Source organism: Neobacillus endophyticus, assembly GCF_013248975.1.
Taxonomy (GTDB): Bacteria; Bacillota; Bacilli; order Bacillales; family Cytobacillaceae; genus Neobacillus; species Neobacillus endophyticus.
Map to the genome: position 1 here is coordinate 685,044 of NZ_JABRWH010000001.1, position 23,638 is coordinate 708,681.

General features: G+C 42.8%; 24 protein-coding genes. 1 reads left to right on the top strand and 23 read right to left on the bottom strand.

Features of this window, described 5'->3' with window-relative positions; genetic code table 11:
* Positions 1 to 23: 23 nt before the first annotated feature.
* The 6 genes from HPT25_RS03380 to HPT25_RS03405 all read right to left on the bottom strand — a co-directional run bounded on the left by HPT25_RS03380 (position 24) and on the right by HPT25_RS03405 (position 4,749).
* Positions 24 to 1,097 carry a sulfate/molybdate ABC transporter ATP-binding protein gene (locus HPT25_RS03380; protein ID WP_173059927.1) on the bottom strand — a complete coding sequence of 358 codons (1,074 nt, stop codon included), beginning with the start codon at positions 1,095 to 1,097 and terminating at the stop codon, positions 24 to 26.
* A 19-nt stretch (positions 1,098 to 1,116) separates the two neighbouring features.
* Positions 1,117 to 1,962 carry a sulfate ABC transporter permease subunit CysW gene (gene cysW / locus HPT25_RS03385; protein ID WP_173059930.1) on the bottom strand — a complete coding sequence of 282 codons (846 nt, stop codon included), beginning with the start codon at positions 1,960 to 1,962 and terminating at the stop codon, positions 1,117 to 1,119.
* A gap of 14 nt (positions 1,963 to 1,976) precedes the next feature.
* Positions 1,977 to 2,834: a sulfate ABC transporter permease subunit CysT gene (gene cysT / locus HPT25_RS03390; RefSeq protein WP_173059933.1), complete on the bottom strand. Its 858-nt coding sequence runs from the start codon at positions 2,832 to 2,834 to the stop codon at positions 1,977 to 1,979.
* Positions 2,831 to 3,877, bottom strand: coding sequence for a sulfate ABC transporter substrate-binding protein (locus tag HPT25_RS03395; RefSeq protein WP_173059936.1), 1,047 nt, complete (start codon positions 3,875 to 3,877; stop codon positions 2,831 to 2,833). Before HPT25_RS03395 ends, cysT begins: the two co-directional genes overlap by 4 nt.
* Before the next feature lie 241 nt (positions 3,878 to 4,118).
* A complete protein-coding gene (locus HPT25_RS03400) occupies positions 4,119 to 4,316 on the bottom strand; it encodes a YezD family protein (protein ID WP_376767905.1) in 198 nt (65 codons plus the stop codon).
* Entirely contained in the window at positions 4,267 to 4,749 is a 483-nt protein-coding gene (locus HPT25_RS03405; protein WP_173059944.1) for an RrF2 family transcriptional regulator, read from the bottom strand. Before HPT25_RS03405 ends, HPT25_RS03400 begins: the two co-directional genes overlap by 50 nt.
* Before the next feature lie 467 nt (positions 4,750 to 5,216).
* On the opposite strand from HPT25_RS03405, the gene HPT25_RS03410 reads away from it, so the two are divergent.
* The gene (locus HPT25_RS03410; protein ID WP_173059947.1) at positions 5,217 to 5,981 is read left to right on the top strand and encodes an SPFH domain-containing protein; all 765 of its coding nucleotides are present in this window, start codon (positions 5,217 to 5,219) and stop codon (positions 5,979 to 5,981) included.
* Positions 5,982 to 6,235: 254 nt separating this feature from the next.
* On the opposite strand, the gene hbs is transcribed toward HPT25_RS03410, so the two are convergent.
* From hbs to HPT25_RS03495, 17 genes are all read right to left on the bottom strand, one after another.
* Complete coding sequence (gene hbs / locus HPT25_RS03415; RefSeq protein ID WP_173059949.1) at positions 6,236 to 6,514, bottom strand: non-specific DNA-binding protein Hbs; 279 nt, start codon at positions 6,512 to 6,514, stop codon at positions 6,236 to 6,238.
* A 119-nt stretch (positions 6,515 to 6,633) separates the two neighbouring features.
* A complete protein-coding gene (locus HPT25_RS03420; protein WP_217269608.1) occupies positions 6,634 to 6,852 on the bottom strand; it encodes a hypothetical protein in 219 nt (72 codons plus the stop codon).
* The gene (locus HPT25_RS03425; protein WP_173059955.1) at positions 6,842 to 8,347 is read right to left on the bottom strand and encodes an amino acid permease; all 1,506 of its coding nucleotides are present in this window, start codon (positions 8,345 to 8,347) and stop codon (positions 6,842 to 6,844) included. Before HPT25_RS03425 ends, HPT25_RS03420 begins: the two co-directional genes overlap by 11 nt.
* Positions 8,348 to 8,530: 183 nt before the next feature.
* Positions 8,531 to 8,809: a YokU family protein gene (locus HPT25_RS03430; protein WP_217269867.1), complete on the bottom strand. Its 279-nt coding sequence runs from the start codon at positions 8,807 to 8,809 to the stop codon at positions 8,531 to 8,533.
* A gap of 2 nt (positions 8,810 to 8,811) precedes the next feature.
* Entirely contained in the window at positions 8,812 to 10,221 is a 1,410-nt protein-coding gene (gene kamA, locus HPT25_RS03435) for a lysine 2,3-aminomutase (protein ID WP_173059961.1), read from the bottom strand.
* A gap of 137 nt (positions 10,222 to 10,358) precedes the next feature.
* Positions 10,359 to 10,838 carry a GNAT family N-acetyltransferase gene (locus HPT25_RS03440; protein ID WP_173059964.1) on the bottom strand — a complete coding sequence of 160 codons (480 nt, stop codon included), beginning with the start codon at positions 10,836 to 10,838 and terminating at the stop codon, positions 10,359 to 10,361.
* A complete protein-coding gene (locus tag HPT25_RS03445; RefSeq protein ID WP_173059967.1) occupies positions 10,826 to 12,346 on the bottom strand; it encodes a M81 family metallopeptidase in 1,521 nt (506 codons plus the stop codon). The genes HPT25_RS03440 and HPT25_RS03445 overlap by 13 nt, the downstream gene beginning before the upstream one ends.
* A gap of 34 nt (positions 12,347 to 12,380) precedes the next feature.
* The gene (locus HPT25_RS03450) at positions 12,381 to 13,841 is read right to left on the bottom strand and encodes an aldehyde dehydrogenase family protein (protein WP_217269609.1); all 1,461 of its coding nucleotides are present in this window, start codon (positions 13,839 to 13,841) and stop codon (positions 12,381 to 12,383) included.
* Positions 13,842 to 13,885: 44 nt separating this feature from the next.
* Positions 13,886 to 15,181, bottom strand: a complete 1,296-nt coding sequence (locus HPT25_RS03455) for an aspartate aminotransferase family protein (RefSeq protein WP_173059970.1) — start codon at positions 15,179 to 15,181, stop codon at positions 13,886 to 13,888.
* Positions 15,165 to 16,550 carry an aminotransferase family protein gene (locus tag HPT25_RS03460; RefSeq protein WP_173059973.1) on the bottom strand — a complete coding sequence of 462 codons (1,386 nt, stop codon included), beginning with the start codon at positions 16,548 to 16,550 and terminating at the stop codon, positions 15,165 to 15,167. Before HPT25_RS03460 ends, HPT25_RS03455 begins: the two co-directional genes overlap by 17 nt.
* Entirely contained in the window at positions 16,538 to 17,728 is a 1,191-nt protein-coding gene (locus HPT25_RS03465; protein ID WP_173059976.1) for a thiolase family protein, read from the bottom strand. The genes HPT25_RS03460 and HPT25_RS03465 overlap by 13 nt, the downstream gene beginning before the upstream one ends.
* Positions 17,728 to 18,390: a 3-oxoacid CoA-transferase subunit B gene (locus tag HPT25_RS03470; protein ID WP_173059979.1), complete on the bottom strand. Its 663-nt coding sequence runs from the start codon at positions 18,388 to 18,390 to the stop codon at positions 17,728 to 17,730. Before HPT25_RS03470 ends, HPT25_RS03465 begins: the two co-directional genes overlap by 1 nt.
* Before the next feature lies 1 nt (position 18,391).
* Positions 18,392 to 19,048, bottom strand: a complete 657-nt coding sequence (locus HPT25_RS03475; RefSeq protein ID WP_173059982.1) for a CoA transferase subunit A — start codon at positions 19,046 to 19,048, stop codon at positions 18,392 to 18,394.
* Positions 19,049 to 19,232: 184 nt separating this feature from the next.
* The gene (locus HPT25_RS03480) at positions 19,233 to 19,562 is read right to left on the bottom strand and encodes a DUF3870 domain-containing protein (RefSeq protein ID WP_173059985.1); all 330 of its coding nucleotides are present in this window, start codon (positions 19,560 to 19,562) and stop codon (positions 19,233 to 19,235) included.
* 240 nt (positions 19,563 to 19,802) lie between these two features.
* Positions 19,803 to 20,954, bottom strand: a complete 1,152-nt coding sequence (locus tag HPT25_RS03485) for a mannitol-1-phosphate 5-dehydrogenase (RefSeq protein ID WP_173059988.1) — start codon at positions 20,952 to 20,954, stop codon at positions 19,803 to 19,805.
* A gap of 1 nt (position 20,955) precedes the next feature.
* On the bottom strand, positions 20,956 to 21,393 hold the full coding sequence (locus tag HPT25_RS03490) for a PTS mannitol transporter subunit IIA (RefSeq protein ID WP_173059991.1): 438 nt from the start codon (positions 21,391 to 21,393) through the stop codon (positions 20,956 to 20,958).
* Between the two features lies 1 nt (position 21,394).
* Complete coding sequence (locus HPT25_RS03495; protein WP_312857264.1) at positions 21,395 to 23,530, bottom strand: BglG family transcription antiterminator; 2,136 nt, start codon at positions 23,528 to 23,530, stop codon at positions 21,395 to 21,397.
* Positions 23,531 to 23,638 lie beyond the last annotated feature (108 nt).

Consider the following 23,638-nt stretch of genomic DNA (forward strand, 5'->3'; position numbering starts at 1 on the left):
TCCTTAAGATAAAAAATAAGCTGCTATAGAGATGCGGTCCTTAATGGTTCATTCTTCATTTCCTGCAGAACGGGGCCGTTTTTTTCGCTGAAAACGACAAGCTTGTTGAATTCGGTATAGACAATATCTCCTCTTTTCAGCGGCCCTAGTTCCCTGTATTTCTCTGATGTCATTTCAGCCTCGAAAGAATCCTCAGTATCCAAACGTTTTAATTCGATTCGAATGGTGGATCCTATGGGATGAACATGTAAAACTTCAGAAGGGACACCCTTCCCTTTCAAAGTTGGACTCAGCTCAATTTCATGCGGCCGGATATAACCGACCGTTTCCTCTAAAGATCCGGACAGTTCCGAAAGAGCCTCTCCACGAAATTCATTAACCCTGCCTAAGAAACTATAAACAAAAGCATTAGCAGGATATTGATAGACCTCCTCTGGCGAACCAATCTGTTCTACTTTTCCCTTATTCATCACTACAACGGTATCTGCCATTTCCAACGCTTCTTCTTGATCATGTGTAACAAAGATCGTTGTAATGTTCAGTTTTTGATGGATTTCCCGCAGCCAGTGTCTGAGTTCCTGACGTACCTTGGCATCAAGCGCCCCAAACGGCTCATCAAGAAGCAGTACCTCTGGTTCCACTGCCAGAGCCCTTGCTAACGCAATCCGTTGGCGCTGCCCTCCAGACAGCTGGGCTGGATAGCGGTCGGCTACATGTTCGAGCTGGACAAGCTTTAATAAATCCATTACTTTTTCCTTTATTTCTTTTTTCGAAGGCCGCAGCTTCCTTGGCCTGACTTTTAAACCGAAAGCGATATTTTCAAAAATGTTCATATGTTTAAACAGGGCATAATGCTGAAAAACAAAGCCCACTTTGCGTTCCTTGACCGTTTTGGCTGAAAAATCACTGCCATTTAATAGAATCTTTCCTGAATCGATACTCTCCAGCCCAGCGATTAATCTTAAAAGAGTCGTTTTTCCAGACCCGGAAGGCCCCAAAAGGGCAGTAAAATCCCCTGTTGGTATTTCCAGTGTGACGTTGTCCACTGCCGGATAACGGCCAAATTCTTTTGTTACCTCACTGATAAAAATTCCCATTCTCGTTCCCCCATTAAAGTTAGGCATGATCCTTTTTCGTTCTCCACTCGACAATACTTTTTAAAACTAATGTAATCAGGGCAAGCATAGCCAGTATCGATGCCATCGCAAATGCAGCGGAAAAGTTGTATTCGTTATACAAAATTTCCACATGAAGCGGAATCGTGTTGGTCATACCGCGAATGTGGCCAGATACAACGGAAACCGCTCCGAATTCCCCCATCGCCCGAGCATTACAAAGAATCACACCATACAACAGGCCCCATTTGATATTAGGCAATGTGACACGGAAAAACATTTGCCAGCCGTTAGCTCCCAGCGAGATCGCAGCCTGCTCCTCCTCTGTTCCTTGCTCGTGCATTACCGGAATCAGTTCACGTACAACAAATGGAAAAGTAACGAAAACCGTTGCTAGTACGATTCCAGGAACAGCGAAAACAATTTTGATTTCATGCGCTTCAAGAAACGGGCCAAACAATCCTTGGGAACCGAATAACAGGACAAATACGAGTCCGGCAATCACAGGCGAAACGGCAAACGGAATATCAATAAGGGTAATAAGCAGATTTTTTCCCTTGAAATCAAATTTTGTTATAGCCCAAGCTGCCACCACACCGAAAAGCGTGTTAACCGGAACAGCAATAGCTGCTGTTAATAAGGTTAGTTGAATGGCAGATTGTGCTTCGGGATCCACTATAGCGGCAAAATAAAGCTCGATTCCTTTTTTCACCGCTTCTGAAAACACCACCAGTAATGGTAAAACAATAAATAATCCCAGGAAAGCAAAGGCTATTCCAATCAACAGCCACTTTTTCACTTTGGCCGGCACGGCAGGGTTTAGTGGAACAGCTATTTCTCTATTCATCTAGTTTTCCCCCTCTATACATGCTGCTGTTTATTAGAAGTTTTCCATTGCCAAAAATTAATCAAGAATAACAGAATGAAAGAAAATAGCAGCATAACCGCGGCAATGGCGGCCGCTCCCCCATAGTTAAATTGCTCCAGCTTTGTAATGATGAGTAACGGGGTGATTTCCGTTTTCATCGGCATGTTTCCCGAGATAAAGACGACTGAACCATACTCTCCCAATGCCCTAGCAAAGGCAAGAGCAAAACCGGTAATGATGGCGGGGAAAATGGCCGGGAATATAATTTTGAGAAAAATTTGTACCGAATTCGCTCCCAATGTTGCGGCTGCTTCTTCATACTGGGTGTCCAAATCCTGCAATACAGGCTGGACAGACCTGACGACAAAGGGCAATCCGATAAATGTTAAAGCAATCATGATCCCAAGTGGTGTATAGGCAACTTTGATTCCCATGGCATCAAAGTATTTTCCAATCCAGCCATTTGGTGCGTAAAGGGTTGTTAAGGCAATCCCAGCGATCGCCGTCGGCAGGGCAAATGGCAAATCCACAAGGGCATCAGCCAAGCGCTTCCCCCAAAAGTCATACCGTACGAGAACCCAGGCGATCAGGGTTCCAAATACGACATTAACCAAAGCTGCAACCAAGGAAGTCGATAGTGTCAACTTATAGGATGCTACGACTCTTGCATCTGTTACAGTCCTCCAAAAATCAGAAAAACTGAGAGTCGTAGCTTTTAAAAATAAAACGGCTAATGGAAGCAAAATGATCAGGCTTAGATAGACAACTGTATATCCCATGGAAAGGCCGTAGCCCGGAAGAACACGGTGACGTTTCGATTTTTTGGACACATGCAAGCTCTCCTTTATCATTGCGGTTTGTATATCTGATCAAAGACTCCGCCATCTGCGAAAAACGTTTTTTGGGCTTTTGTCCAGCCGCCAAACTGGTCATCAATGGTAAATAATTGGATATTAGGGAACTGGCTGAGGTACTTTTCGGCTACTTGTTTATCACGCGGCCGGTAGTAATTCTTTGCAGCAATTTCCTGGCCTTCTGGAGAATACAGATAATCCAGATAAGCTTTCGCCACTTTCTCTGTCCCATGCTTTTTCGCCACTTGATCGACCACTGCTACCGGAGGCTCTGCCAGAATACTAATCGACGGGTTCACGATTTCAAATTTATCCTTACCAAGTTGATTGAGCGCCAGATAGGCTTCATTTTCCCAGGCAATTAACACATCCCCGATTCCTTTTTCCGTAAATGTGGTTGTTGACCCGCGTGCCCCGGAATCCAGTACCGGAACATTCTTATAAAGCTTTGTCACAAATTCCTTTGCTTTTTGCTCGTCGCCGTTGTATTTCTTTAATGCATAACCCCATGCCGCTAGGAAGTTCCATCTGGCACCACCGGAAGTTTTCGGATTTGGTGTAATCACGGAAACACCTTTTTTCACTAAATCATCCCAATCCTTGATGCCCTTCGGATTGCCTTTACGAACAAGGAAAACAATTGTCGAAGTGTACGGTGAACTATTGTTGTCAAGCCGTTTCTGCCAATCCGCTGAAATTTTCCCTGTCTTGGCTATGGCATCAATATCGTAAGCAAGTGCTAATGTAACAACATCTGCCTCAAGTCCATCTATAACAGCGCGGGATTGGGCGCCTGAACCGCCATGCGACTGCTTAATGGTCACTTTTTGTCCGGTTTGTTTTTCCCAATGGGCTGCAAAGCTTTTATTAAACTGCTGGTAAAATTCCCTTGTCGGATCATAGGAAACATTCAATAATTCCACCTCGGATTTTACTGACTTATTTGATTCAGTCTTGTTACTGACCGTTTGGTTCGAGCACCCGGCAACCCAAAGTAAAAGAGTAATAGAAACGATTGTCATCCATAGTTTTTTCTTCATTTTTTACGCTCCCCTTTTATAATCTTAAGTATGGTATTGCTGCAAATCAGGGCTTTTTTCCAATAAAGAAAACTCGCCGACTGGCGAGCCTGTTAGGGCGAAGACAGAGGCGTAGTTGCACTTATGCCTGATAGGGAAGGTATACTTTCCTAACGGCCAAAAAAAGCCCAATAGTTATAAACGCACATCCAAGTGTACGATTAACTACAGGGCCTTCGGTCGTCCGATCGGCATATTGAATTTAGCATGTTTTTTTGTGATGATTAGGCACTTCAGAACCTGATTTCCGTTGAGGAGGAAATCGGTACTTTTCCAATCGATCAATTTGAGTAATTTGGGAATCATGAACGGTTATTTGAACCGTTCCAAATTCCAACCCTTCTAACAAACTAGCAATCTTCTCCAGAACCTGCTGATCCAGACGGCCTTTTAATTGCAATAAAATCATCCCCTTCAAATTTATTAATTCGGTTTTGCAGTAAGTCTTCAAGACTGGTTCTCTCGAGAACAAATGCTATCGTATCTCTTACCAGGGACCATAATGGTTTTAATTGACACCCAACCTCTAAAACACAAGGTTCATATTTTGTAATCGAGGCGCAGCCCATTGGTGACAAAGGGCCCTCCAAATCACGGATCACTTCGCCAATACTGATGTCTGAAGGCTTCTTATATAGAAGATATCCTCCTTTTGCCCCTCTTTTGCTTGTGACATAGCCGAGCTTTTTTAATTGAAGCAGGATTTGCTCCAAGTAATTTATGCTGACGTGCGTCTTCTCAGCAATTTCCTGAATTCCTATTACGGTTCCTTCATGGTTTCCAAGTAAGAGTAATGCCCTTAATGCATATTCGCCTTTACTCGATACCTTCATGGTCAATCCCCCCTCTTTAATGTTGAGTAGTTCAGTCAACATTCGCTCCCAAGAGATCGTCCTGATCTGCTTTTGAACATGCCTTTTAAACTAGGACCTTTACACGTAATACTTATATGCAATGGGAGTAGAAAAGGGCACATATCCAGTTGATTTCGTTTATTAGATCAGGTATAGGCTTAATTTAATTCCGATTATTTTGATATGATTACTTTTAAAAAATCATAATATGGATTTTTCAGAAAAGCAACTACTTTTCGAAAAAAACTCTCCTTTTTTTGGTTGATGTTTGTATAACAGTAAATAGGAGTGCCGTTCCGCTTCTAGTCGCAAGCCATATTCATATAAGGTGAGCATTTTCTAAAGCAGACCATTTTAGTCAAAAAAATATCACTGGTTATTTTCAAATAATCTGCTAAAATATGATTGTTTTAAGAAATAATTCCATTTTAGGGAGATGACATTTTATGTCAGCATCAATCAGTGTTCTTTTAACACTTGCAGTTTTAGTCGTTCTTCTTTTTTTATCTTCAATTCGAATTGTTCAGCAATATCAGCAGGGTGTTGTCCTTCGGTTGGGCCGTTATACTCGTTCGCTGGAGCCTGGTGTACAGTTTGTTATTCCTCTCGTCGACAGCGTCCGAAGAATCGATATGCGGATTCGTGTTGAAAATGTGGAGAATCAGGATATTATCACAAAGGACAGTGTTCCAGTCACATTAAACGCTGTCGTTTATTATCAGGCGGTCAATGCCCAAAAAGCTCTGCTTGATGTGGAGGATTACAGAAAGGCAACGAGAACCTTGGCTCAAACGATTCTCCGTTCCAACCTGGGTGCCCATACGATGCAGGAAATGTTGACAGATCAAAAGAAATTAGACGATTTATTGCGTTCTGAACTTGATCGGGCAACTGAGCCATGGGGAATAAAGGTGACAGGGGTTGAAATTCGGTCAATGGATCTTCCTGAAGGTCTTCGCCGTGCGATGGCGAAAGAGGCCGAGGCCGAACGGGAAAGAAAAGCAAAAGTAATTGCCGCCCAAGGGGAATTTGAAGCGGCTGAAAAGCTAGCTGAAGCAGCTACAGTCATTAGCAAGCAGCCGGAGGCCATGCAATTACGGATGCTGCAAACGATGACAGAAATTGCAGCCGAGAAGAATAGCACCATCCTGTTCCCATATGATGCTGCTTCAGGATTAGCCAGCTTATTTCGAAAAAGTCAAGAACAATAGGAAAAAGCGGAACTTGACGAACACAAAGTCCACTTCGTGTAGTTCAACTTTTGAATAGACTGACAATGTTAAAGGAATTTTGTTTATTAGGTGCAAAAAGAATCACTTGTTAGGGGATGAACTTTTCATCCTCTATTTTTATTGCCCCTATACAATAAGGAAATATAACTTTTTTCTATAGAAAAAACAGCCCCAAGGGCTGCCTGGTCTAAGGAACTTACAAGCTCCTTTGAAACTTTTAAAATGAATATTTTTTAACTATTTTTAACTGCATCTTTTAGGGCCTTCCCTGCTGAAAATGCAGGAACCCTTGCCGCAGCAATTTCAATTTCCTCACCTGTTTGTGGGTTTCTCCCAGTTCTTGCTGCACGATCCCGAACTTCGAAATTACCAAATCCAATTAATTGGACTTTATCGCCATTTTTTAATGCATTCGAAATCGTTTCAAATAATGCATCAATCGCTTTTCCTGCATCTTTTTTTGATAATTCACTTGCTTCTGCTACTGCATTAATTAATTCCGTTTTATTCATATCCGTATTTACTCTCCTTTAATTCTTCTAGATTTTTAGTGATATAACAAGTATTAACATAAATGTAGAGTTTTATAATATCTAAAGCCCTTATTTTAGTCAAAATATTAATTTTAGTGCTAATTTAAAGAAAATTCCCAATGACATCTTTCATCTACAATCAGTTTGATGGGATATCCACTCATCCCATTTACCTTTACCTCACAAATTGAAGATATTGTTTTTCCATTATTAATAATACGGATAGGTTTTGCATCTTCCTTTTTGAAAACTAAATTCCATAACAATGACATCAAAAAACGCCCTTCCAGGCGTTTTTTGATGTCGTCATTTTCCAAATGCGGTCATATGTCCCTGCAAATCCTCAGTCTCATTCTGCTCATCATCAAAAGAGCATTGTTGAAGTGGAATGACCTTTGTTTTTTTGGCGTATTTATAGCCCAACCAAGTGATGAAAAAGATCGGTAATCCGATGTAGGAGACGGCAATTCCATACCAATCGATTTTCCCGTTAGTAAATGCTTGATAATTTTGTCCGAGGATAATAATGATGCACATAATTAAAGCAAGCAGCGGGCCGAATGGATACCATTTTGCCTTATACTTCAGTTTATTTAAGTCTCTTCCTTGAGCGAGATAGGCCTTGCGGAAACGGTAATGGCTTAAGGCGATGCCAACCCAGGCAATAAATCCGGTTAGGCCTGAGGCGTTTAATAACCATGTATAGACCTGATCTCCAAAGATAGATGATAAAAAGGCCATTGCGCCAATGATAGCCGTTACTAAAAGGGCATTCATCGGAATTCCGCGACGATTAACTTTTTGTAAAAATTTAGGTGCCTGACCGTCCTTAGCCATTGACCAGAGCATCCGTGTTGATGCATATAAGCCCGAGGTACCGCATGATAAAACAGAGGTTAAAATAACTGCATTCATAACAGATGCTGTAAAGGCAAATCCTGCTTTCTCAAAAACAAGGGTAAACGGGCTGACCGCAATCTTGTCTACGTCCCCGCCTAACAACTGATTACTTGTGTAAGGTATAATAAGGCCGATTACCGCAATGGCCCCGATATAAAACAATAGAATGCGCCAGAACACTTGTCTAATGGCTTTTGGGACGTTTTTATCCGGATTTTCACTTTCCCCTGCGGCAATTCCAACAAGCTCTGTTCCTTGGAAGGAAAAGCCGGCGATAAAGAAAATACTTAATATGGAAAGAAAGCCGCCACTGATTGGGGCGTGACCGATTGTAAAGTTTTTAAACCCAATATACTTGCCGCCAAGAATCCCAAAAATGGTTAGCAGGCCAACTGCAATAAAAACAATAATCGTAATAACTTTTACTAAAGAAAACCAAAACTCTGACTCACCATAACTTTTAACGGATAAGGCATTTAATAAAAAGATAAGTCCTAAAAACAGTACGCTCCATACAATGCTTGGTACGTTCGGAAGCCAAAATTTCATAATAATTGCCGAGGCTGCGATCTCAACTGCCAAAGTTATAGCCCAGTTAAACCAGTAATTCCAACCGAGTGCAAACCCTAATGAAGGATCGATGAAACGGGTAGCGTAAGTAGCAAAGGATCCCGAGACAGGCATATGGGTGGCCATTTCACCAAGACTCGTCATTAAAAAATAAACCATAATTCCAATCGCACCGTAAGCAATCAGTGCGCCGCCCGGTCCTGCTGTCCGAATCGATAATCCTGTTGCCAAAAACAGCCCTGTTCCAATCGATCCGCCAATTGCTATCATGGTCATATGCCTAGCCTTTAAATTGCGTTTCACATGACTAGTTTGATTCTCTTCCGAATTAATAACTTCCATTCATGTCCCACCTTTATTAAATAAATGAAAAGTCTATATCCCTAAAAATACACAATTTTATTGAAAAGAGTAAATTTTCAGATATTAAAAAGCATGATTAGCGGATGATTTTCAGATTAAAAGAATTTCCCATGGATGGTTATATGCAACCCACCCATGGGGAAAACTCTTTTACCCAACTTATTATTTCGAAAAATCAAAGTAGTTTCGTTTCAGGATCCGAGGCACTGCCATCAATGTTTCATATGTCATGCTTTTTTCCAACTTGGTGGTATTAATTAGAAACAACTGATCCTCTATTTCCTTTACCATTTCATCACTTTGATAGGTCATGCCGCAATTTGAGCAATGAACGGAAGGTGTTTCGCGAATTTCAATTGTTTTCGTACCGTCTGGTAGCTCCCAATATACGGTATTGTTTGTTCTTTCTGCCTTATCAGATCCGCACCATTGACAATTCAACATTATTCTTCCACCGCTCCTACTGTTTCGAATTTATTGATTTGCGCTTGGAATTTTTTCTCCTTTAATTCGTCACGCTTCTCACGCTTATCTTTTAATGAGCTGTGTTCAGGATTGTTGTTATAGGTTTTGCGGCGATCCAGGCGTTTCAAACCTTCAGGAATTAAATTGAATTTCGTATCATCAATCACGGATAAGACACCATTGCTTTCAAATTTCTCAAATACTTCAGGATAAACCTTTTTGTAATAATCCTCTGCAGTGCCAGGATGGTAATTTTCCGGCTCCGGATAAGAGGTAATGACTCCTTCAAAGTTGCGCAGCACCACTTTATTGGAGCTTTGGGAAATAATATAATTCGGCTGCAACGGAATTTTGCCGCCTCCTCCCGGTGCATCGACGATAAATGTCGGAACCGCATAACCGGAAGTATGTCCGCGCAGACCTTCCATGATTTCCAATCCTTTACTGATTGGTGCACGGAAGTGGCCGATTCCTTCAGATAGATCACATTGGTAAATGTAATATGGACGGACACGAATTTTCACAAGATCATGCATCAGCTGCTTCATGATCGGAACACTGTCATTAATGCCTGCTAGAATAACGGATTGATTTCCAACTGGAACCCCGGCATTTGCCAGCATTTCGCATGCGCGCTTAGACTCTTCCGTAATTTCCATGGAGGTATTGAAATGAGTATTCAGCCAAACTGGATGATATTTTTTCAAAATTTCGCAGAGGTTTTCAGTAATCCGCTGCGGGAATACAACAGGCGCCCGTGTGCCGATGCGGATGATTTCCACATGCGGAATCTCGCGCAGATTTTTTAAGATATATTCTAAAATCGTATCGTTGATTAATAATCCGTCTCCACCGGAGATAAGAACATCTCGAATTTGCGGTGTGGAAGCGATATATTGGATGGCTGCGTCCAGCTGTTTCTTTGGTACACCCATTCCAATTTGTCCAGAGAAACGTCTTCTAGTGCAATAACGGCAGTACATTGAACATTGATTGGTGACTAGGAATAACACGCGATCAGGGTAGCGGTGTGTTAAACCTGGTACTGGTGAATCCTCATCTTCGTGAAGCGGATCCTCCATATCATATCTTGTTTTGTACACTTCCTGCGAAATCGGTACAGACTGCATGCGAATCGGGCATCTTGGATCATCTTTATCCATTAGAGATGCATAATAAGGAGTAATATTTAATGGAATCGTTTTGGTAGAGATTTTAACCCCTTCCTCTTCCTCAGGAGTCAGGTCGACGACTTTTTTCAAGTCATCCAGTGTTTTAATGGTATTTGTCAACTGCCACAACCAATCGTTCCACTGCTCATCGGTTACATCCTTCCACAGTTCGATTTCTTTCCAATGTCTTTTCGGTTTGAATAAAGTGTTTCTCATCCTAGTCCCCTCCTCAATTTTTTGACCATAGTGATGATTTCTCCCCTGCTGTCCATTTTTAAGAAAGCCTCTGTTCGATCTGGCTGTTGATTTTTGCACCGTCAACATTATTCCAAATCACCAGTGATCACATTTCTTTAAGTAATGATGTATTCCATGTAGTAGCGATGCTCCCCTTCGCCAAATTCATCAGACCTCGTGTCTTTAATGACGAAGCCCAGTTTTTCGTAGAGCTTAATGGCTGCCTCATTTTTAGTGCTGACCGTTAAACACACTTTCTTAAATTGATCCTGTTTTAAAATCGGGTAGATATCCTGTAAAAATAATTTACCGATTCCTTTCCCTTGCTGGTCGGAACGGACATAGAATCCGAAAATGTAGGCTTTATGAATATCATGGTAATCTCTCAATATCTCACAAATCGCAACAGGACGCCCGTCGTGATCCTGCCAGTATTGAAGGAGCTTTCCATAACGCGCCAGCGGTATCAACGTTTGTTCATCCACTGCTCCCATCCCCGGGAATGCATCTTTTTCCAACTCCATCATCATTTTCAGCTGCTTTGGATTTAATGATGATGCCACTTCGACATAGTAGGATTTATTCATTGTTTCCATGCTGATGTCCCCCTTGCTTCTACCTTATATTTACAATCATCCAATGGCCAGATTGGCCTTGGAATGTGTTGATACGGAAAATTTGTTAAACGGTTCGATGCAACACCTGGCGCATCAACATAAATGACTCGACTGATGATGGAATCAAATGCTGCCCGGAAATGGTTTTTCGCTTTTAATCCGAGAATTCGCTTCGTCCCCGGCTCCAACCCGATATGGCGAAACATTTCCGGATCATTTGCCGACATCGGCCTGCCGATCAAGAGGATGTCCATATTGCCAGTGCGGATATGTGCTGCCCCTTTCAAATCAACCCGTAAATGCTGATTAAACGGGCCTGAATTATAAAAGATTCCATCCGAAATGGCGATGACCGTTGCTTCCACGACAACTGGAGCACCGAATTCAGGCGATACTTTTCCTCCAAGAGCCAAAGTGACGTTGTTCCCTACTCCAGCTTGACGGCATGCTTCAATGGATTCAGGATCATAAAGTCCGCCAAATAGGGTGTTTGGAAGGTTCAGTTTGACCATTTCCTTGAGCAGTTCTGTCGTATCTCCGCTCCCGCAGCTTAAAGGATTGTCTGAGATATCCGCCAAGGCAATCGGCTTCACTTCATCCATTGTCAGAGCCCATTCCAGCGCTTCTGATACATTAGGCAAATCCATTAAGAATTCTTCTCTTACCTCCCAATACAAGGAAGCCATTTTTTTGGCTGTTTCTTTTCCTTTTTTCGGGTCAAGTCCCACAACGAGAATGCTCGCCCCCACCATCGGAATATCGGAATACGGGAAGCCGCCAAACACGGAGACGTTATAAATTTCTTCTTCCTCTTCCGCTTGTTTTGCCCATTCCATCATTTTGTGCATCGGCCCTTCTGCTGTCCGCATATTAATCGAAGGCGGCATCATCGGCAATTTTTCAAAAGCAGCGTAAAAGACCACGTTTTCCTTCAATTGTTTTAACAAAGCGGATGCTGCGTGTACGCCTTGCTCGTACATGTCTACATGCGGATATGTTTTAAACCCAAAATGAAGCGGGGTATAGGCAATCATTTCTTCACTTAAATTGGCATGCATATCGAGGGTGGTCGCAATCGGAATATTCCATCCGACAAGTTCGCGAATCTTCCCTAGCAAATGTGCTTCCGGATCAAACAAATGCTCCACCACCATTGCTCCGTGGAGAGCAAGCAATAAACCGTCCAGTATTCCTGCCAGTTGGATCGACTGAAGCATTTGTTCTTCAATAATCGAGTAGGCTTCTGTTGAGACTACACCGGAAGGCACCGCGGCAGCACACAACAGCGGTACAATTTCAATATCCTCATGCCTTGTTAAAACATCGAGAAATCCTCCGACTTCCGTTTTTGTACTTTGATAGGCTGCATAAATCTCATCACCGTTAAAAAATCCTTCATTTTTAAACTGTTCGATTTCGGTTTTCATCGGGGTGAAACTGTGGGATTCATGGTAAAAGAACGCAATCCCGATACGATGTTTTCTCATACTCTCCTCCTTTGTGCCGGAAATGAGCTGTCTATTAATAGTTGGTATAAATGGATTTCCACTCCGTCATCACATCAAAGGAATGGTGGGATACTTCACGGTGACCATTTCCTGACATTTTCATACCACCAAAAGCGACACCCATCTCTGCATTGGAAGTTCCGTTATTGATATAGACAAGACCACTGACTGCTTCGCGTGCAGCTCGATTCGCATAATGAAGACTTTTTGTATAGATAGCAGTGGACAAGCCGTAAATCGTGTTATTATTGATTTCCATTGCTTCTTCATAAGAATCCGCCTCTATAATGGCTAGAACGGGGCCAAAAATTTCTTCCTGGGCAATGACATCATGAGGTCGTACATTTTCGATAATAGTAGGTTCATAATAAAAACCGCCTAATTCCGCCGCACGCTTTCCTCCCAAGACGATTTTTCCGCCTTCCTCGACTGCTTTTTTCACATAGCTTTCCACCGTATGAAGCTGGCTTTCATTAACAAGCGGGCCGACCTGGTTCCCTTCTTCTAGTCCATTTCCAATTTTCATAGACTTTGTTAATTGCACGATTTTTGCTACTAGCTCCTGTTTAATAGGACGCTCAACAATGACACGGCTTGCTGCTGTGCAGCGCTGGCCTGTTGTTGTAAACGCAGATTTCACGATGCCATCCGCCGCTTTATCGAGGTCTGCATCTTTTAGGACGATCACCGCATTTTTTCCGCCCAGCTCCAAAGAAATCCGTTTTAAAGTTTTGCAGCTCATCTCTGCCAGCTGCTGTCCTACCTCTGTTGAACCCGTAAACGAAATCACTTGTACGTCAGGATGTTCGGCAAGTCGGCTTCCTACTGTTCTTCCTGAACCGGTAATTAAGTTAACAACTCCTGCCGGAACACCGGCTTCAGCCAAGATTTCAACAAAAATCTTAGCCGATAGAGCCACCTCTGAAGCCGGCTTCCATACAACCGTATTACCCGCAATTAAGGCGGAGAAAATTTTGTATGAGGCAAGTGAGACCGGAAAGTTCCACGGTGTAATACATGCGGCCACGCCAAGCGGTTCGCGGACCATTCTCACGTTTCTGTCCGGAAAACCTGCAGGAACACTCTCTCCGAAGAGACGCCGTCCCTCCCCCGACATATATTGAGCCGTAGCGATAACAACACCCACTTCGCCTAATGATTCGGTCAATACTTTGCCCATTTCCATTGTCATAACACGGGCGAGTTCTTCTTTTCGTGCTTCAAACAGTTGGCCCGCTTTCATTAAATAGGAGGCACGCTCCGGAACGGGAAGATCACGCCACATGGAGTACGCCTTATGTGCAGATGCCACCGCTTCATCCACCTGACTAGTTGTCGCCGCAGCACAAATCCCAACCAATTCCCCTGTCGCAGGATTGACACTTTCAAAATAGGCCTGATCATGTTCACTTACCCATTGACCATTTATATATAGATCGCCCTTCAACATCTCCGTTTTGATTTGATTTGCCATGTTTTAAACCTCCCCTTTTCGCCTCTATGCTTAAAATAAATCCTTTAGCTGCCCAAAATCGTTTCAACTGCTACCTCTTCTAAAATCGTCAAACCTTTGTTTAACACATCTTCCTCAATATTAAGCGGCAGCATTAAGCGGATGGTTTGCCCGCTGACACCGCAATTCATAATCAACAGGCCTTTTTCCAATGCTTTCGCTTTGATTTTTGGCACATAGACAGCAGCAGATTCCTGATCAAATTCAATCCCGATCATCATGCCTAATCCCCGTACTTCCACAATCCCTGGCAAATGCCCGATGGAGTGCTGGAGACGGGTCACAATCTCTGCACCTAATTGTGCACTTCTTTCTACTAAATTCTCTTCTTCAATTACCTCAATATTGGCAAGTGCTGCAGCACAGGAAATTGGATTTCCGCCAAATGTAGAACCATGTCCACCTGCCGGCCATTTTTCATGAAGCTCACGGCTCGCTACAATAGCTCCCAGCGGCATTCCGCCAGAAAGAGCTTTTGCCAAAACTAAAATATCCGGTGTCACATTAGCATGCTCGGCTGCAAACATTTTTCCTGTTCGGCCGAAACCCGTTTGTACTTCATCAAAAATCAACAGGATGCCATGCTCTTTCGTTGCCTTTCTTAACTTCTGCAAAAAGCTTGGAGGTGCAGGATAGTATCCGCCTTCTCCCATTACAGGCTCAATGATGATCGCTGCTACACGGGACGGGTCCACTCTTAAGTCGAATAATTTCTGCAGCTGATTCAAGCAATATTCTTCCACTTCTTCTGCCTGGATGTTTTTCAGCTGGCTTGGATAAGGGTAAGGAACATGGTAGACTTCGCCCAAAATAGGTTCATAATAACGGCGGTATTTGGAGCTCGAAGCGGTAATCGCTGTGGCCCCCATTGTCCGTCCATGAAAGGAACCTTCAAAAGCGATAATCGCAGGTCTTCCGGTAGCGGCCTTTGCCAGTTTAAGCGCTCCATCAATTGCCTCGGCACCTGAATTGGAGAAAAAGACAGTATCCAGGTTTCCTGGTGTAATTTGCGCAAGCTTTTCAGCCAAATTCGCGGCCGTCTCATAATATCCGTAATTCAAACCAAGATGGAGCAGTGACTCTGCCTGTTTTTTAATGGCCTCTACCATTTTGGCGTTCGTGTGGCCAACAGCATTAACGGCAACACCGGAAACGAAATCAATATATTCTTCCCCGTCCGCGGTCCAAAATTTGGCGCCGTGGGCTTTATCGATGACAAGCTCTGTTACTCTAGTCATTACTGGGGATAAATGTTTTCTAGCTTTTTCTTGAATTTCGTTTGTTTTACTTTGCAATTTCATATGCCTCATCCTTTCTTAATTGCTGTTCAAATACCGTTAAGGCTTCATCTAGTATTCTTACAATCTCATCTATTTCTTGTTTTTTACTATTTAAAGGGGGGCTGATGATCAGGTGTTCCCCGTTCATGCCGTCAATGGAGCCAGTGCCAGGATAAAAAACAGCTCCAAGTTCCATGGCAATGGTATTAATCGTTTCAGCTGCTTTTTCAGATGGTTTGAAAAGCAGATCCACCTTTGAATCTTTGACCAGTTCAATTCCTAGCAGCAGCCCGCGGCCGCGTACATTCCCAATGCAAGGATGTTTTTCTTTCAGTTCCATCAGCCGATCAAGCAGGTATGCCCCTTGCTCGATAACATTTTCCAGCACAGCCTCACGTTCGTATATTTCCAAGGCTGCAAGGCCTGCGGAAACTGCTACAGGATGTCCGCTATATGTAAAACCGTGCATGAATTTCCCATCGCTGTTTTCCAAAAGACCTTCAATAAGCTTGTCGTGAACGATCATACCCGCTAGTGGAGCATAACCGGCTGATACGCCTTTACCAAACGTAAGAATGTCCGGTGTGATCCCAAGCTGTTCCGTCGCAAAATTTGTCCCTGTTCGGCCAAAGCCGGTCATGACTTCGTCAATAATGAGGACGATATCGAAACGGTCACACAGCCCCCTGACTTTTTCAAAATAACCTGGCGGCGGCGGTACCGCCCCCTGCTGGCTGCCGACGATTGGCTCGGCGATAAATGCCGATACATTTTCAGGACCCAATTCTAAAATCGTTCTTTCCAAATCCGATATGCACGTCCAATTTTGATTTTTCACGCAATCAGAAGATTCGCGGCCATATGGACATCGGTGGCAGTAGGGTGAATACACATGGGCATAGTTTAATAGATTAGGAGTATAGGCATGTCTTCTTTTCACATCACCGCCTGCCGACAACGAGCCCATCGTGTTGCCGTGATAGGATTGCCAGCGGCCAATTACGATATGCTTTTGCGATTTGCCTGCATCCCTGTGGTATTGCCTTGCCAGCTTTATGGCACTTTCATTAGCTTCTGAACCGCCGGTCGTAAAATAAACCTTGTTTACAAATTCCGGAGCCATTTTGCCAATTTTCTCAGCCAGTTGATGCAAGATCGGTGTTTCAAATCGCATTGTATGGACAAACCCTGCTTTTTTTGCCTGCTCCGCCATTGCTTCACCAATGGAGGAGATTCCATGTCCCAGGTTAGCGGCAACTGCTCCGGAACAGGCATCCAAATATTTTTTCCCCTGGTCATCAAAGAGATAGATCCCTTCCCCATGGGTAATAATCGGGTATTCCTTTTTCAAATCACGATGAAATACGTAATCTTTTTCTACTCTGTCCATCTTTCCACCACCATTGCCATTCCTTGTCCGCCCGCCACGCAAATCGTTGCAAGCCCGTACTGAAGTTTTTGTTTTTCGAGTTCATGACATAATGTCGTGACAATTCTTGCCCCTGAGCACCCGAGCGGATGTCCCAAAGCTATGGCCCCGCCATTGACATTCACATTTCCTCCTGTGCTGCCCCATTCTTTTAAGCAGGCAAGGCTTTGGGCAGCAAAGGCTTCATTTATTTCAATTAAATCGATGTCCTCCAAGCGAAGTCCCGCTTTTTTCAGGGCGGCTTGAGAGGCGGGCACCGGTCCGATGCCCATTTCTTGCGGCGATACCCCTACAGCGGCAAAGGAGCGAATCCTTGCCATTGGCGTGAGGCCAAGCTGTTTCGCTTTTTCCTCTGCCATTAATAGCAGCATGGAAGCTCCATCGTTTCGGCCGGAGGAATTCCCTGCTGTGACTGTTCCCGCTTTTTTAAAAGCAGGATTTAAGGTTGCCAATTTGTCTAAGTCTGTTAATCTTGGATGTTCATCCACGGCAAAGTGACGGATTCCTTTTTTCCCTTCCTTAACTGGAACTGGGATGATTTCTTCTTCAAAAAGCCCCAAATCGATTGCACGCTTTGCTTTTTGCTGGCTCCTGAAAGCAAATTCGTCCTGTTCTTCCCTGCTGATGTGATATTTCTCCGCTAGCCACTCTGCTGTTTCACCCATTGTAAAGTATCCATAAATATCCTCTGGCTGGGATTTGGGCTGGCTCTCTGTATTCGAGTCATATAGCATGACATTTCCCATCTTCAGGCCAAATCGGGTGCCAACCGTATAATGCGGCGCTTGGGACATACTTTCCACTCCCCCAGCTAACACAACTTCTGCCTGGTTTGTTAAAATCGACATTGCTCCGTTCATGATGGCTTGCATCCCAGATCCGCATTGACGATGCACCGTATATGCCGGCATTGATTCCGGAAATCGTGCCTTTAGAGCTGCAACTCTTGCAATGTTTGGAGCGTGAGCACTTTGCTTTGTTTGGCCGACAATCACTTCATCCACAATGGAAGCTCCGTAGCCGGCGGCAGATAAATTATTTTTCATAACGAGGCATACGAGTTCTTCCGGAAGCGTATCTGCCAGCGCCCCGCCAAATTTTCCGATCGCAGTCCGAAATGCATTTACAATGACAACCATTACACTTTCACCTCATTCTCTTTAAGCAAGGATTCGGTAATATGGAAAGGAGCGTTCGTTTTTCGCTGCACTTCCTCCAGAGAAACCTCAGGTGCTAGCTCAATCAAATGCAGTCCATCGTCTTTAACGGAGAAAACGGCCAAATCGGTTATAATTAAATCTACTTTTCGCTCCGATGTGATCGGGTAAGTTAGGTCCTTGACAATTTTGGGTTCTCCTTTATCTGTCGTATGCATCGTTGTTACAATCACCCTTTTCGACCCCTCTAATAAATCCATGGCACCGCCGACGCCAAGAACACTTTTACCTGGCACAGCCCAATTGGCAATCATTCCTTGGCCATTGATTTGCAGTACTCCAAGAATCGAAACGGTCACATGCCCTCCTCTAATCATCGCAAATGAGAAAGCGCTATCAAAAAAGGATGACCCATCCAAGATAGTAACCGGCTTTTTCCCTGCGTTAACAAGGTCAGCATCTATTTGATCATGTTTGGGACTTGGACCAACGCCAAGAATACCATTTTCCGAGTGTAAAAAAACGCGAATCGCTGCTGGAATGTGGTCTGCCACCAGCGTTGGAATTCCGATCCCGAGGTTAACAATATCGCCATCCTTTAATTCCTTTGCCGCTCTTGAAGCAATAAAATGTTTGGCATCCATGCTAGTTCCCTCCCTTCACAACGATGTAGTCAACATATAAATGAGGAGTAATAATTTCCTCCGGAGAAAGCTGGCCTGTCTCCACGATTTCATCCACTTCGGCAATGACTGTATCCGCTGCTGTTGCCATCATCGGATTGAAGTTTCTTGCTGATTTACTGTAAATGAGGTTTCCCAATTGATCTGCCTTTTTTGCTTTGATCAAGGCAAAATCAGCTTTAATCGGCTCCTGAAGCACGTATTTTTTTCCATTGAGCATGCGTTCTTCTCTTTTTTCGGCTATTTTTGTTCCTACGCTGACAGGGGTATAAAACCCTCCCAATCCGGCACCTCCAGCCCGAATGGCTTCAGACATCGTTCCCTGGGGAATCAGTTCCACATCCAATTCCTTCTCTTGGTATGCTTGAACCACCTCTGGGTTAGAGGTAAAATACGAACCAATCGCTTTTTTCACTTGTTTTTGACGGACAAGAACTCCAAGCCCCCGGCCTGGTTCACCAAGGTTATTACTAATAATCTCTAACTCTTTTACACTTGACTTTGCTAAGGCATCTACTAATTCAAGAGGGCATCCGACTAGACCAAATCCTCCTACCATAATTCGCGTGCCGTTTTTAATCATTTTTACCGCTTCCTCACTAGAAATCACCTTTCCCATCTATGATCCTCCCTCACTATGGTTTTATTTAGGATGACGTTTGGATATATAAAAAACCGGGCACGACATAAATTCTCCATAAAGAATGCGTAAAAACGCCCATCCTTCATCAAGTGTTTATGTCTGCCCGGTTTTAATAAGACCATAGAGAGAGGTCGTCTCCCTACTTTATTATAACCAAACGCTATACATTCATTTGCTTTATGTTATCCCAGTAACGTTGCACTGCAGCCTGAAGGGCCACAATAATCGCTTGCTGGGATGGCGCAAAATAAAAGGTTTGAATTCGTTCAATCAGCGGTTCAGTTCCGCCCTGCAGGCAATAGCCTATCAGCAGTTTTTGAAAATGTTTTTTCGTTAATTCTGTGACGAATGTGAATTCGGCTCCAACAATTGTATGCTCTTTCGGATCTACTTCTAGTACGATTCCCGCATGCTTAAACATTTCATACATGGAAGTTCCCTGGGGAGCTTTGGCATAGCCTGTCACAATCACCGTATCCAGTGTTTGCATGGCTCCTTAATCACTCCTTCAAAACCTCACTGATTGATTGTCTTTATATTGTCATTATATTTTCCAAAGAAAGCGCTGTCAACGGAAATTATTCCATATTTTCCAAAATCATATATTAGAATATTATTTAAGTGAAAGGCTTAACACCACTCTATCAGAGTAAAAAAAAGCTGTAAACAAACTATTTTCCTAATTTGTTTACAGCATAATATCTCTTATTTAATTGCCAATTCCATTTGCCTATTTTTTTAGATTATGATATTCTTCGATAATTCTATTAAATAAACGGGATGCTTCATCAAGCTCCGTATATTTTTTAATTGCAGCATGGATGCCTTCTTCTTTAATAATGTTCTGAACCTGAACGGCTTCCTCGTCCCCTTGGAAATCATATAAGAGAGCAGCGGCTATCCCTTTTAATAGAAATTCCGGTTCTTCGCCGATCACTGCGAGATATTGTTTTGCCGGGCTCACCAGGCGGTCGTTCGGACCAAGCTTACGAATCGGTGAGCGTCCCACTCTTGTCACTTCATCGACAATAAACGAGTTTTGGAAACGCGAAATGATTTTTTGAATATATTTCGTATGCTCTTCCTGACTGAAGCCATACTTTTTGACTAAAAGGGCTCCGCTTTCCTTTAAAGCTCCCTCCACTAAGTCTCGGACTTGCAGATTTTCCATGGACTGGTTAATAGTCTCCATACCAAAATAATAGCCAAAATAGGCAGCCAAAGCATGGCCCGTATTAACGGTGAATAACTTTCTTTCAATATATGGCACCAGCTCAGGCACATAGGTAATCCCTTCAATCGCAGGTCGTTCCCCAACAATTTTTGTTTCTTCCACTACCCACTCATAAAATGGCTCTACTTTCACCATGAGTTTATCTTCATTCACCTGATTAGGGACAATCCGGTCAACCGCTGAATCTGGGAAGCCAAAACGTTCCTCAAATTGCAACTTCTCCTCTTCTGTTAAGGTTTCAAAAATTTTCTCTTTTAATAGGGAAGTTCCGCCAATCATATTTTCGCAGGCAATAATCGTTAGCGGTCTCTCTGATTGTTCCATCCTTTTACGCAAGCCCTCTGCAATCAAGCCGGCAATGAAGGGAAGAATATTGGGGCCAATGGCTGTTGTCACAAGATCTGCTTCAGCAATCGTTTTTATGACTTCTTCAGGATGAAGCCTGCTGTTAATCGCCCGGACATTTTGAATGACCGCCTCTTGCTCTGACGGGTCAGCAAGGACTACACGGTATTCCCCTCGCTCATTGAGCAAGTTGACTATTTCTTCATTTACATCAACAAAACAAGTTTCATAACCTGAATGGTATAATAAATTCCCGATGAAGCCTCTGCCGATATTCCCCGCCCCGAAGTGTACAGCTAACATCTTAGTTCACTCCTTCAAAAATGGACATAATTTCTTCTGCGGATTTGGCTGCAACAAGCTGTTCGACATTTTCTTCTTCAGACAATACAATGGCAATTTTAGAAAGAATATCTAAGTGTTCGCCATCTTTTCCGGCAATCCCAATGAGAAGTTTCACGACATTTCCAGAGCCAAAATCAACACCTTGTGGTACTTGCACAAAAGAAATTCCTGATTCCTTCACCAACTCTTTGGAATCTTCAGTGCCATGAGGAATCGCCACAAAGTTTCCCATATAAGTAGATGTTAATTCTTCTCTTTCAAGCATTTTTCCAATATAATCAGCTTCGACGTAGCCATTTTCAACAAGGATGCTGCCGGCTAATATAATCGCTTCTTCCTTTGAGCTTAAAGACTTATTTAATAGGATGTTTTCGATTGCTAATACTTCTTTTGACATTTTATTCACTCCTAAGCTGAGTTAATTTATCATTGAAAAATTGATCAAATCTTGTTGCAAGTAATTCCTCTATTTTTTCTTTATGATTGGATTGAAAAATAGCAGTTGTTTCTTCACTTTCGATTAACATCGTACTAATCAGGCTTAATACTTCCAATCCTTTATCAGAGTTTGATAATGGAGAAAGCATCAATACCAAAAACCTCATTTGCATGACATTTCCATCCATGCCTGCTGTCTCGATCGGCTCTGATAATACGTGAATCGAAAAGCTGGGTTTTAAAACATGGGCGGATCGCGCATGATATAAAGCCATAGCTGTTCCCGGAATTCCCAATCCTCCAAGCGTTTCTCTTTCAAGAAGAGCCTTTGCCACCTCTAGAGGCTGTTCAACCGTCTGTTTTTCTGATAGGTACATACAGATTTCCCTTAACATGTCTTCAATCGATGGACATTTACTTTGCTCCATCATCTCGAAGCCTTCAAGAATGATGGCAATCGTATTGGCGTAGTCTTGAAGGCTTTGCATTTCCTTAATAAGCGCTGAGGCTTTTTTTCTCGTTCGCTTGTGATGGAAATGAATAGGGAGATTCCTTACCGAGCCATGGGCAATCTTATATTGATTGATATAGGATCGAATTCGCTCACTATCATCATTTGTTAAAAAAGGGCTCACGACTACATATTCTAGTTCCTCATCGGGAATAGGAATGGTAGATATCACAATTTGATAATCACGATTTTTTTTCATTTTTTTAAATTCCAGCAATGATATATTTTCGACTTGTGTCAACTCTGGAAACTCTTTTTGCAGTTTAGTTGCTAACAGTTTAGACGTTCCAATGCCGCTGGAGCAAATCACAACAGTTTTGAGATTCATTGCCTCTCTGTTCCCAAGCAAAGCTGCTCCAAAGTGCATAACAATATAGCCAATTTCCTCATCCGGTACGTGAAATTCAAAAAATACTTGCTGCATGGCTTCTTTTACGATCAAAAATAATTCCGCATAATCCCGTTTTATTTTATCTAACAACGGGTTGCTTATTCCCATCCTTTGTTTAATTCTGTACAAGGCTGGCTTTAAATGCAGAATCAGCCCTTCAAACAAAGAACGGTTGCCATTCAGGTCAATTCCTGCCTGTTTCCCGATATAAACAATGAGATTTTTCGTTTTAATGGCAACCTGCAGGCTTGAATCTTCGATCAGGTATTCATTGTCATGCCTTAGTTTGGCTCCCTTTAGATGCATCGTAATATAAGCAATTTCCGCTTCTGGGATCGTGATTTGAAAAATTTGTTCGAGTTCGGCCACCATTTTTTCCGCAAATTTATATTCTTTTGTTAGTTGTTGATCGATTAAATAGGAGGGATCAATCGTTATGCCTTCGCCTTTTTGAATTCGTTCTACTGCCAGTGCCAAATGAACCACGAGACCTATAAAGGCGCTGTCTGCCATCGAAAATGGCAATTCCTGAACGACCGATTCTACTATTTTTTCGACAATCACAAGCTTTCTTTTTTCTACAAGCCCCATCAGGCGTTCCGAGATGGTATTGATTTGCTGCGTTGATCTCTTTTGGATGTTTTCCCTTGTCAGCGATAGAAGCTCGGATTCATCGAGATATTCTGAGATAAGGCTGCTCATTGCTCTTCTTTTGGCGCCCTCGTCACCCTCGATTTCCACTCCATAGCCCCTTTTTCGAATGAGCGATAACCCATACAACGTCAATTTTTCCTCAAGCTTTGATAAGTCTGCACTGACTGTCGCGATGGTGACATTCAGGTCGTTCGCAAGACCAAGTAATTTAACAGGTCCATTGCTTTCGAGCAGCTCACAGAGAATAATCGTTTGCCTTTCATCCGGCGTATATTCGTTATGGGAGAGATTAAACAGAAAAAACTCCAACTCCCGGATTTTATTTTCATCACCGGTAATATAGACGCCGACGCCTGATTTTTTTTCTAACGATAGGTCGTATTCTTTTAAAATATCTTCTACATTTTTTAAATCCCGATGAATCGTTCTTTCACTCACGCCTATTTGATCCGAAAGATTCTTCACCGTAATTTCATCTGTTTTCGATAACAGAATTTCAAGTAACTGTCTTTCTCTGGCGGAAATATACAAATTCCTCACTCCGTGTCAATAGCATCTAATTTCTAGGTTGTTGCCAAAACTTAAATTACATACTATCCAAGATTCATTTTAAAACTACTAATCCTTGCATACAACAACAGTCAAATA

Coding starts and splice junctions, on each gene's coding strand:
- HPT25_RS03380 (WP_173059927.1), bottom strand. CDS start 1,097: ATGGGAATTTTTATCAGTGAGGTAACAAAAGAATTTGGCCGTTATCCG.
- cysW (WP_173059930.1), bottom strand. CDS start 1,962: ATGAATAGAGAAATAGCTGTTCCACTAAACCCTGCCGTGCCGGCCAAA.
- cysT (WP_173059933.1), bottom strand. CDS start 2,834: ATGATAAAGGAGAGCTTGCATGTGTCCAAAAAATCGAAACGTCACCGT.
- HPT25_RS03395 (WP_173059936.1), bottom strand. CDS start 3,877: ATGAAGAAAAAACTATGGATGACAATCGTTTCTATTACTCTTTTACTT.
- HPT25_RS03405 (WP_173059944.1), bottom strand. CDS start 4,749: ATGAAGGTATCGAGTAAAGGCGAATATGCATTAAGGGCATTACTCTTA.
- HPT25_RS03410 (WP_173059947.1), top strand. CDS start 5,217: ATGTCAGCATCAATCAGTGTTCTTTTAACACTTGCAGTTTTAGTCGTT.
- hbs (WP_173059949.1), bottom strand. CDS start 6,514: ATGAATAAAACGGAATTAATTAATGCAGTAGCAGAAGCAAGTGAATTA.
- HPT25_RS03425 (WP_173059955.1), bottom strand. CDS start 8,347: ATGGAAGTTATTAATTCGGAAGAGAATCAAACTAGTCATGTGAAACGC.
- kamA (WP_173059961.1), bottom strand. CDS start 10,221: ATGAGAAACACTTTATTCAAACCGAAAAGACATTGGAAAGAAATCGAA.
- HPT25_RS03440 (WP_173059964.1), bottom strand. CDS start 10,838: ATGGAAACAATGAATAAATCCTACTATGTCGAAGTGGCATCATCATTA.
- HPT25_RS03445 (WP_173059967.1), bottom strand. CDS start 12,346: ATGAGAAAACATCGTATCGGGATTGCGTTCTTTTACCATGAATCCCAC.
- HPT25_RS03450 (WP_217269609.1), bottom strand. CDS start 13,841: ATGGCAAATCAAATCAAAACGGAGATGTTGAAGGGCGATCTATATATA.
- HPT25_RS03455 (WP_173059970.1), bottom strand. CDS start 15,181: ATGAAATTGCAAAGTAAAACAAACGAAATTCAAGAAAAAGCTAGAAAA.
- HPT25_RS03460 (WP_173059973.1), bottom strand. CDS start 16,550: ATGGACAGAGTAGAAAAAGATTACGTATTTCATCGTGATTTGAAAAAG.
- HPT25_RS03465 (WP_173059976.1), bottom strand. CDS start 17,728: ATGGTTGTCATTGTAAATGCATTTCGGACTGCGATCGGAAAATTTGGC.
- HPT25_RS03470 (WP_173059979.1), bottom strand. CDS start 18,390: ATGGATGCCAAACATTTTATTGCTTCAAGAGCGGCAAAGGAATTAAAG.
- HPT25_RS03475 (WP_173059982.1), bottom strand. CDS start 19,048: ATGGGAAAGGTGATTTCTAGTGAGGAAGCGGTAAAAATGATTAAAAAC.
- HPT25_RS03480 (WP_173059985.1), bottom strand. CDS start 19,562: ATGCAAACACTGGATACGGTGATTGTGACAGGCTATGCCAAAGCTCCC.
- HPT25_RS03485 (WP_173059988.1), bottom strand. CDS start 20,954: ATGTTAGCTGTACACTTCGGGGCGGGGAATATCGGCAGAGGCTTCATC.
- HPT25_RS03490 (WP_173059991.1), bottom strand. CDS start 21,393: ATGTCAAAAGAAGTATTAGCAATCGAAAACATCCTATTAAATAAGTCT.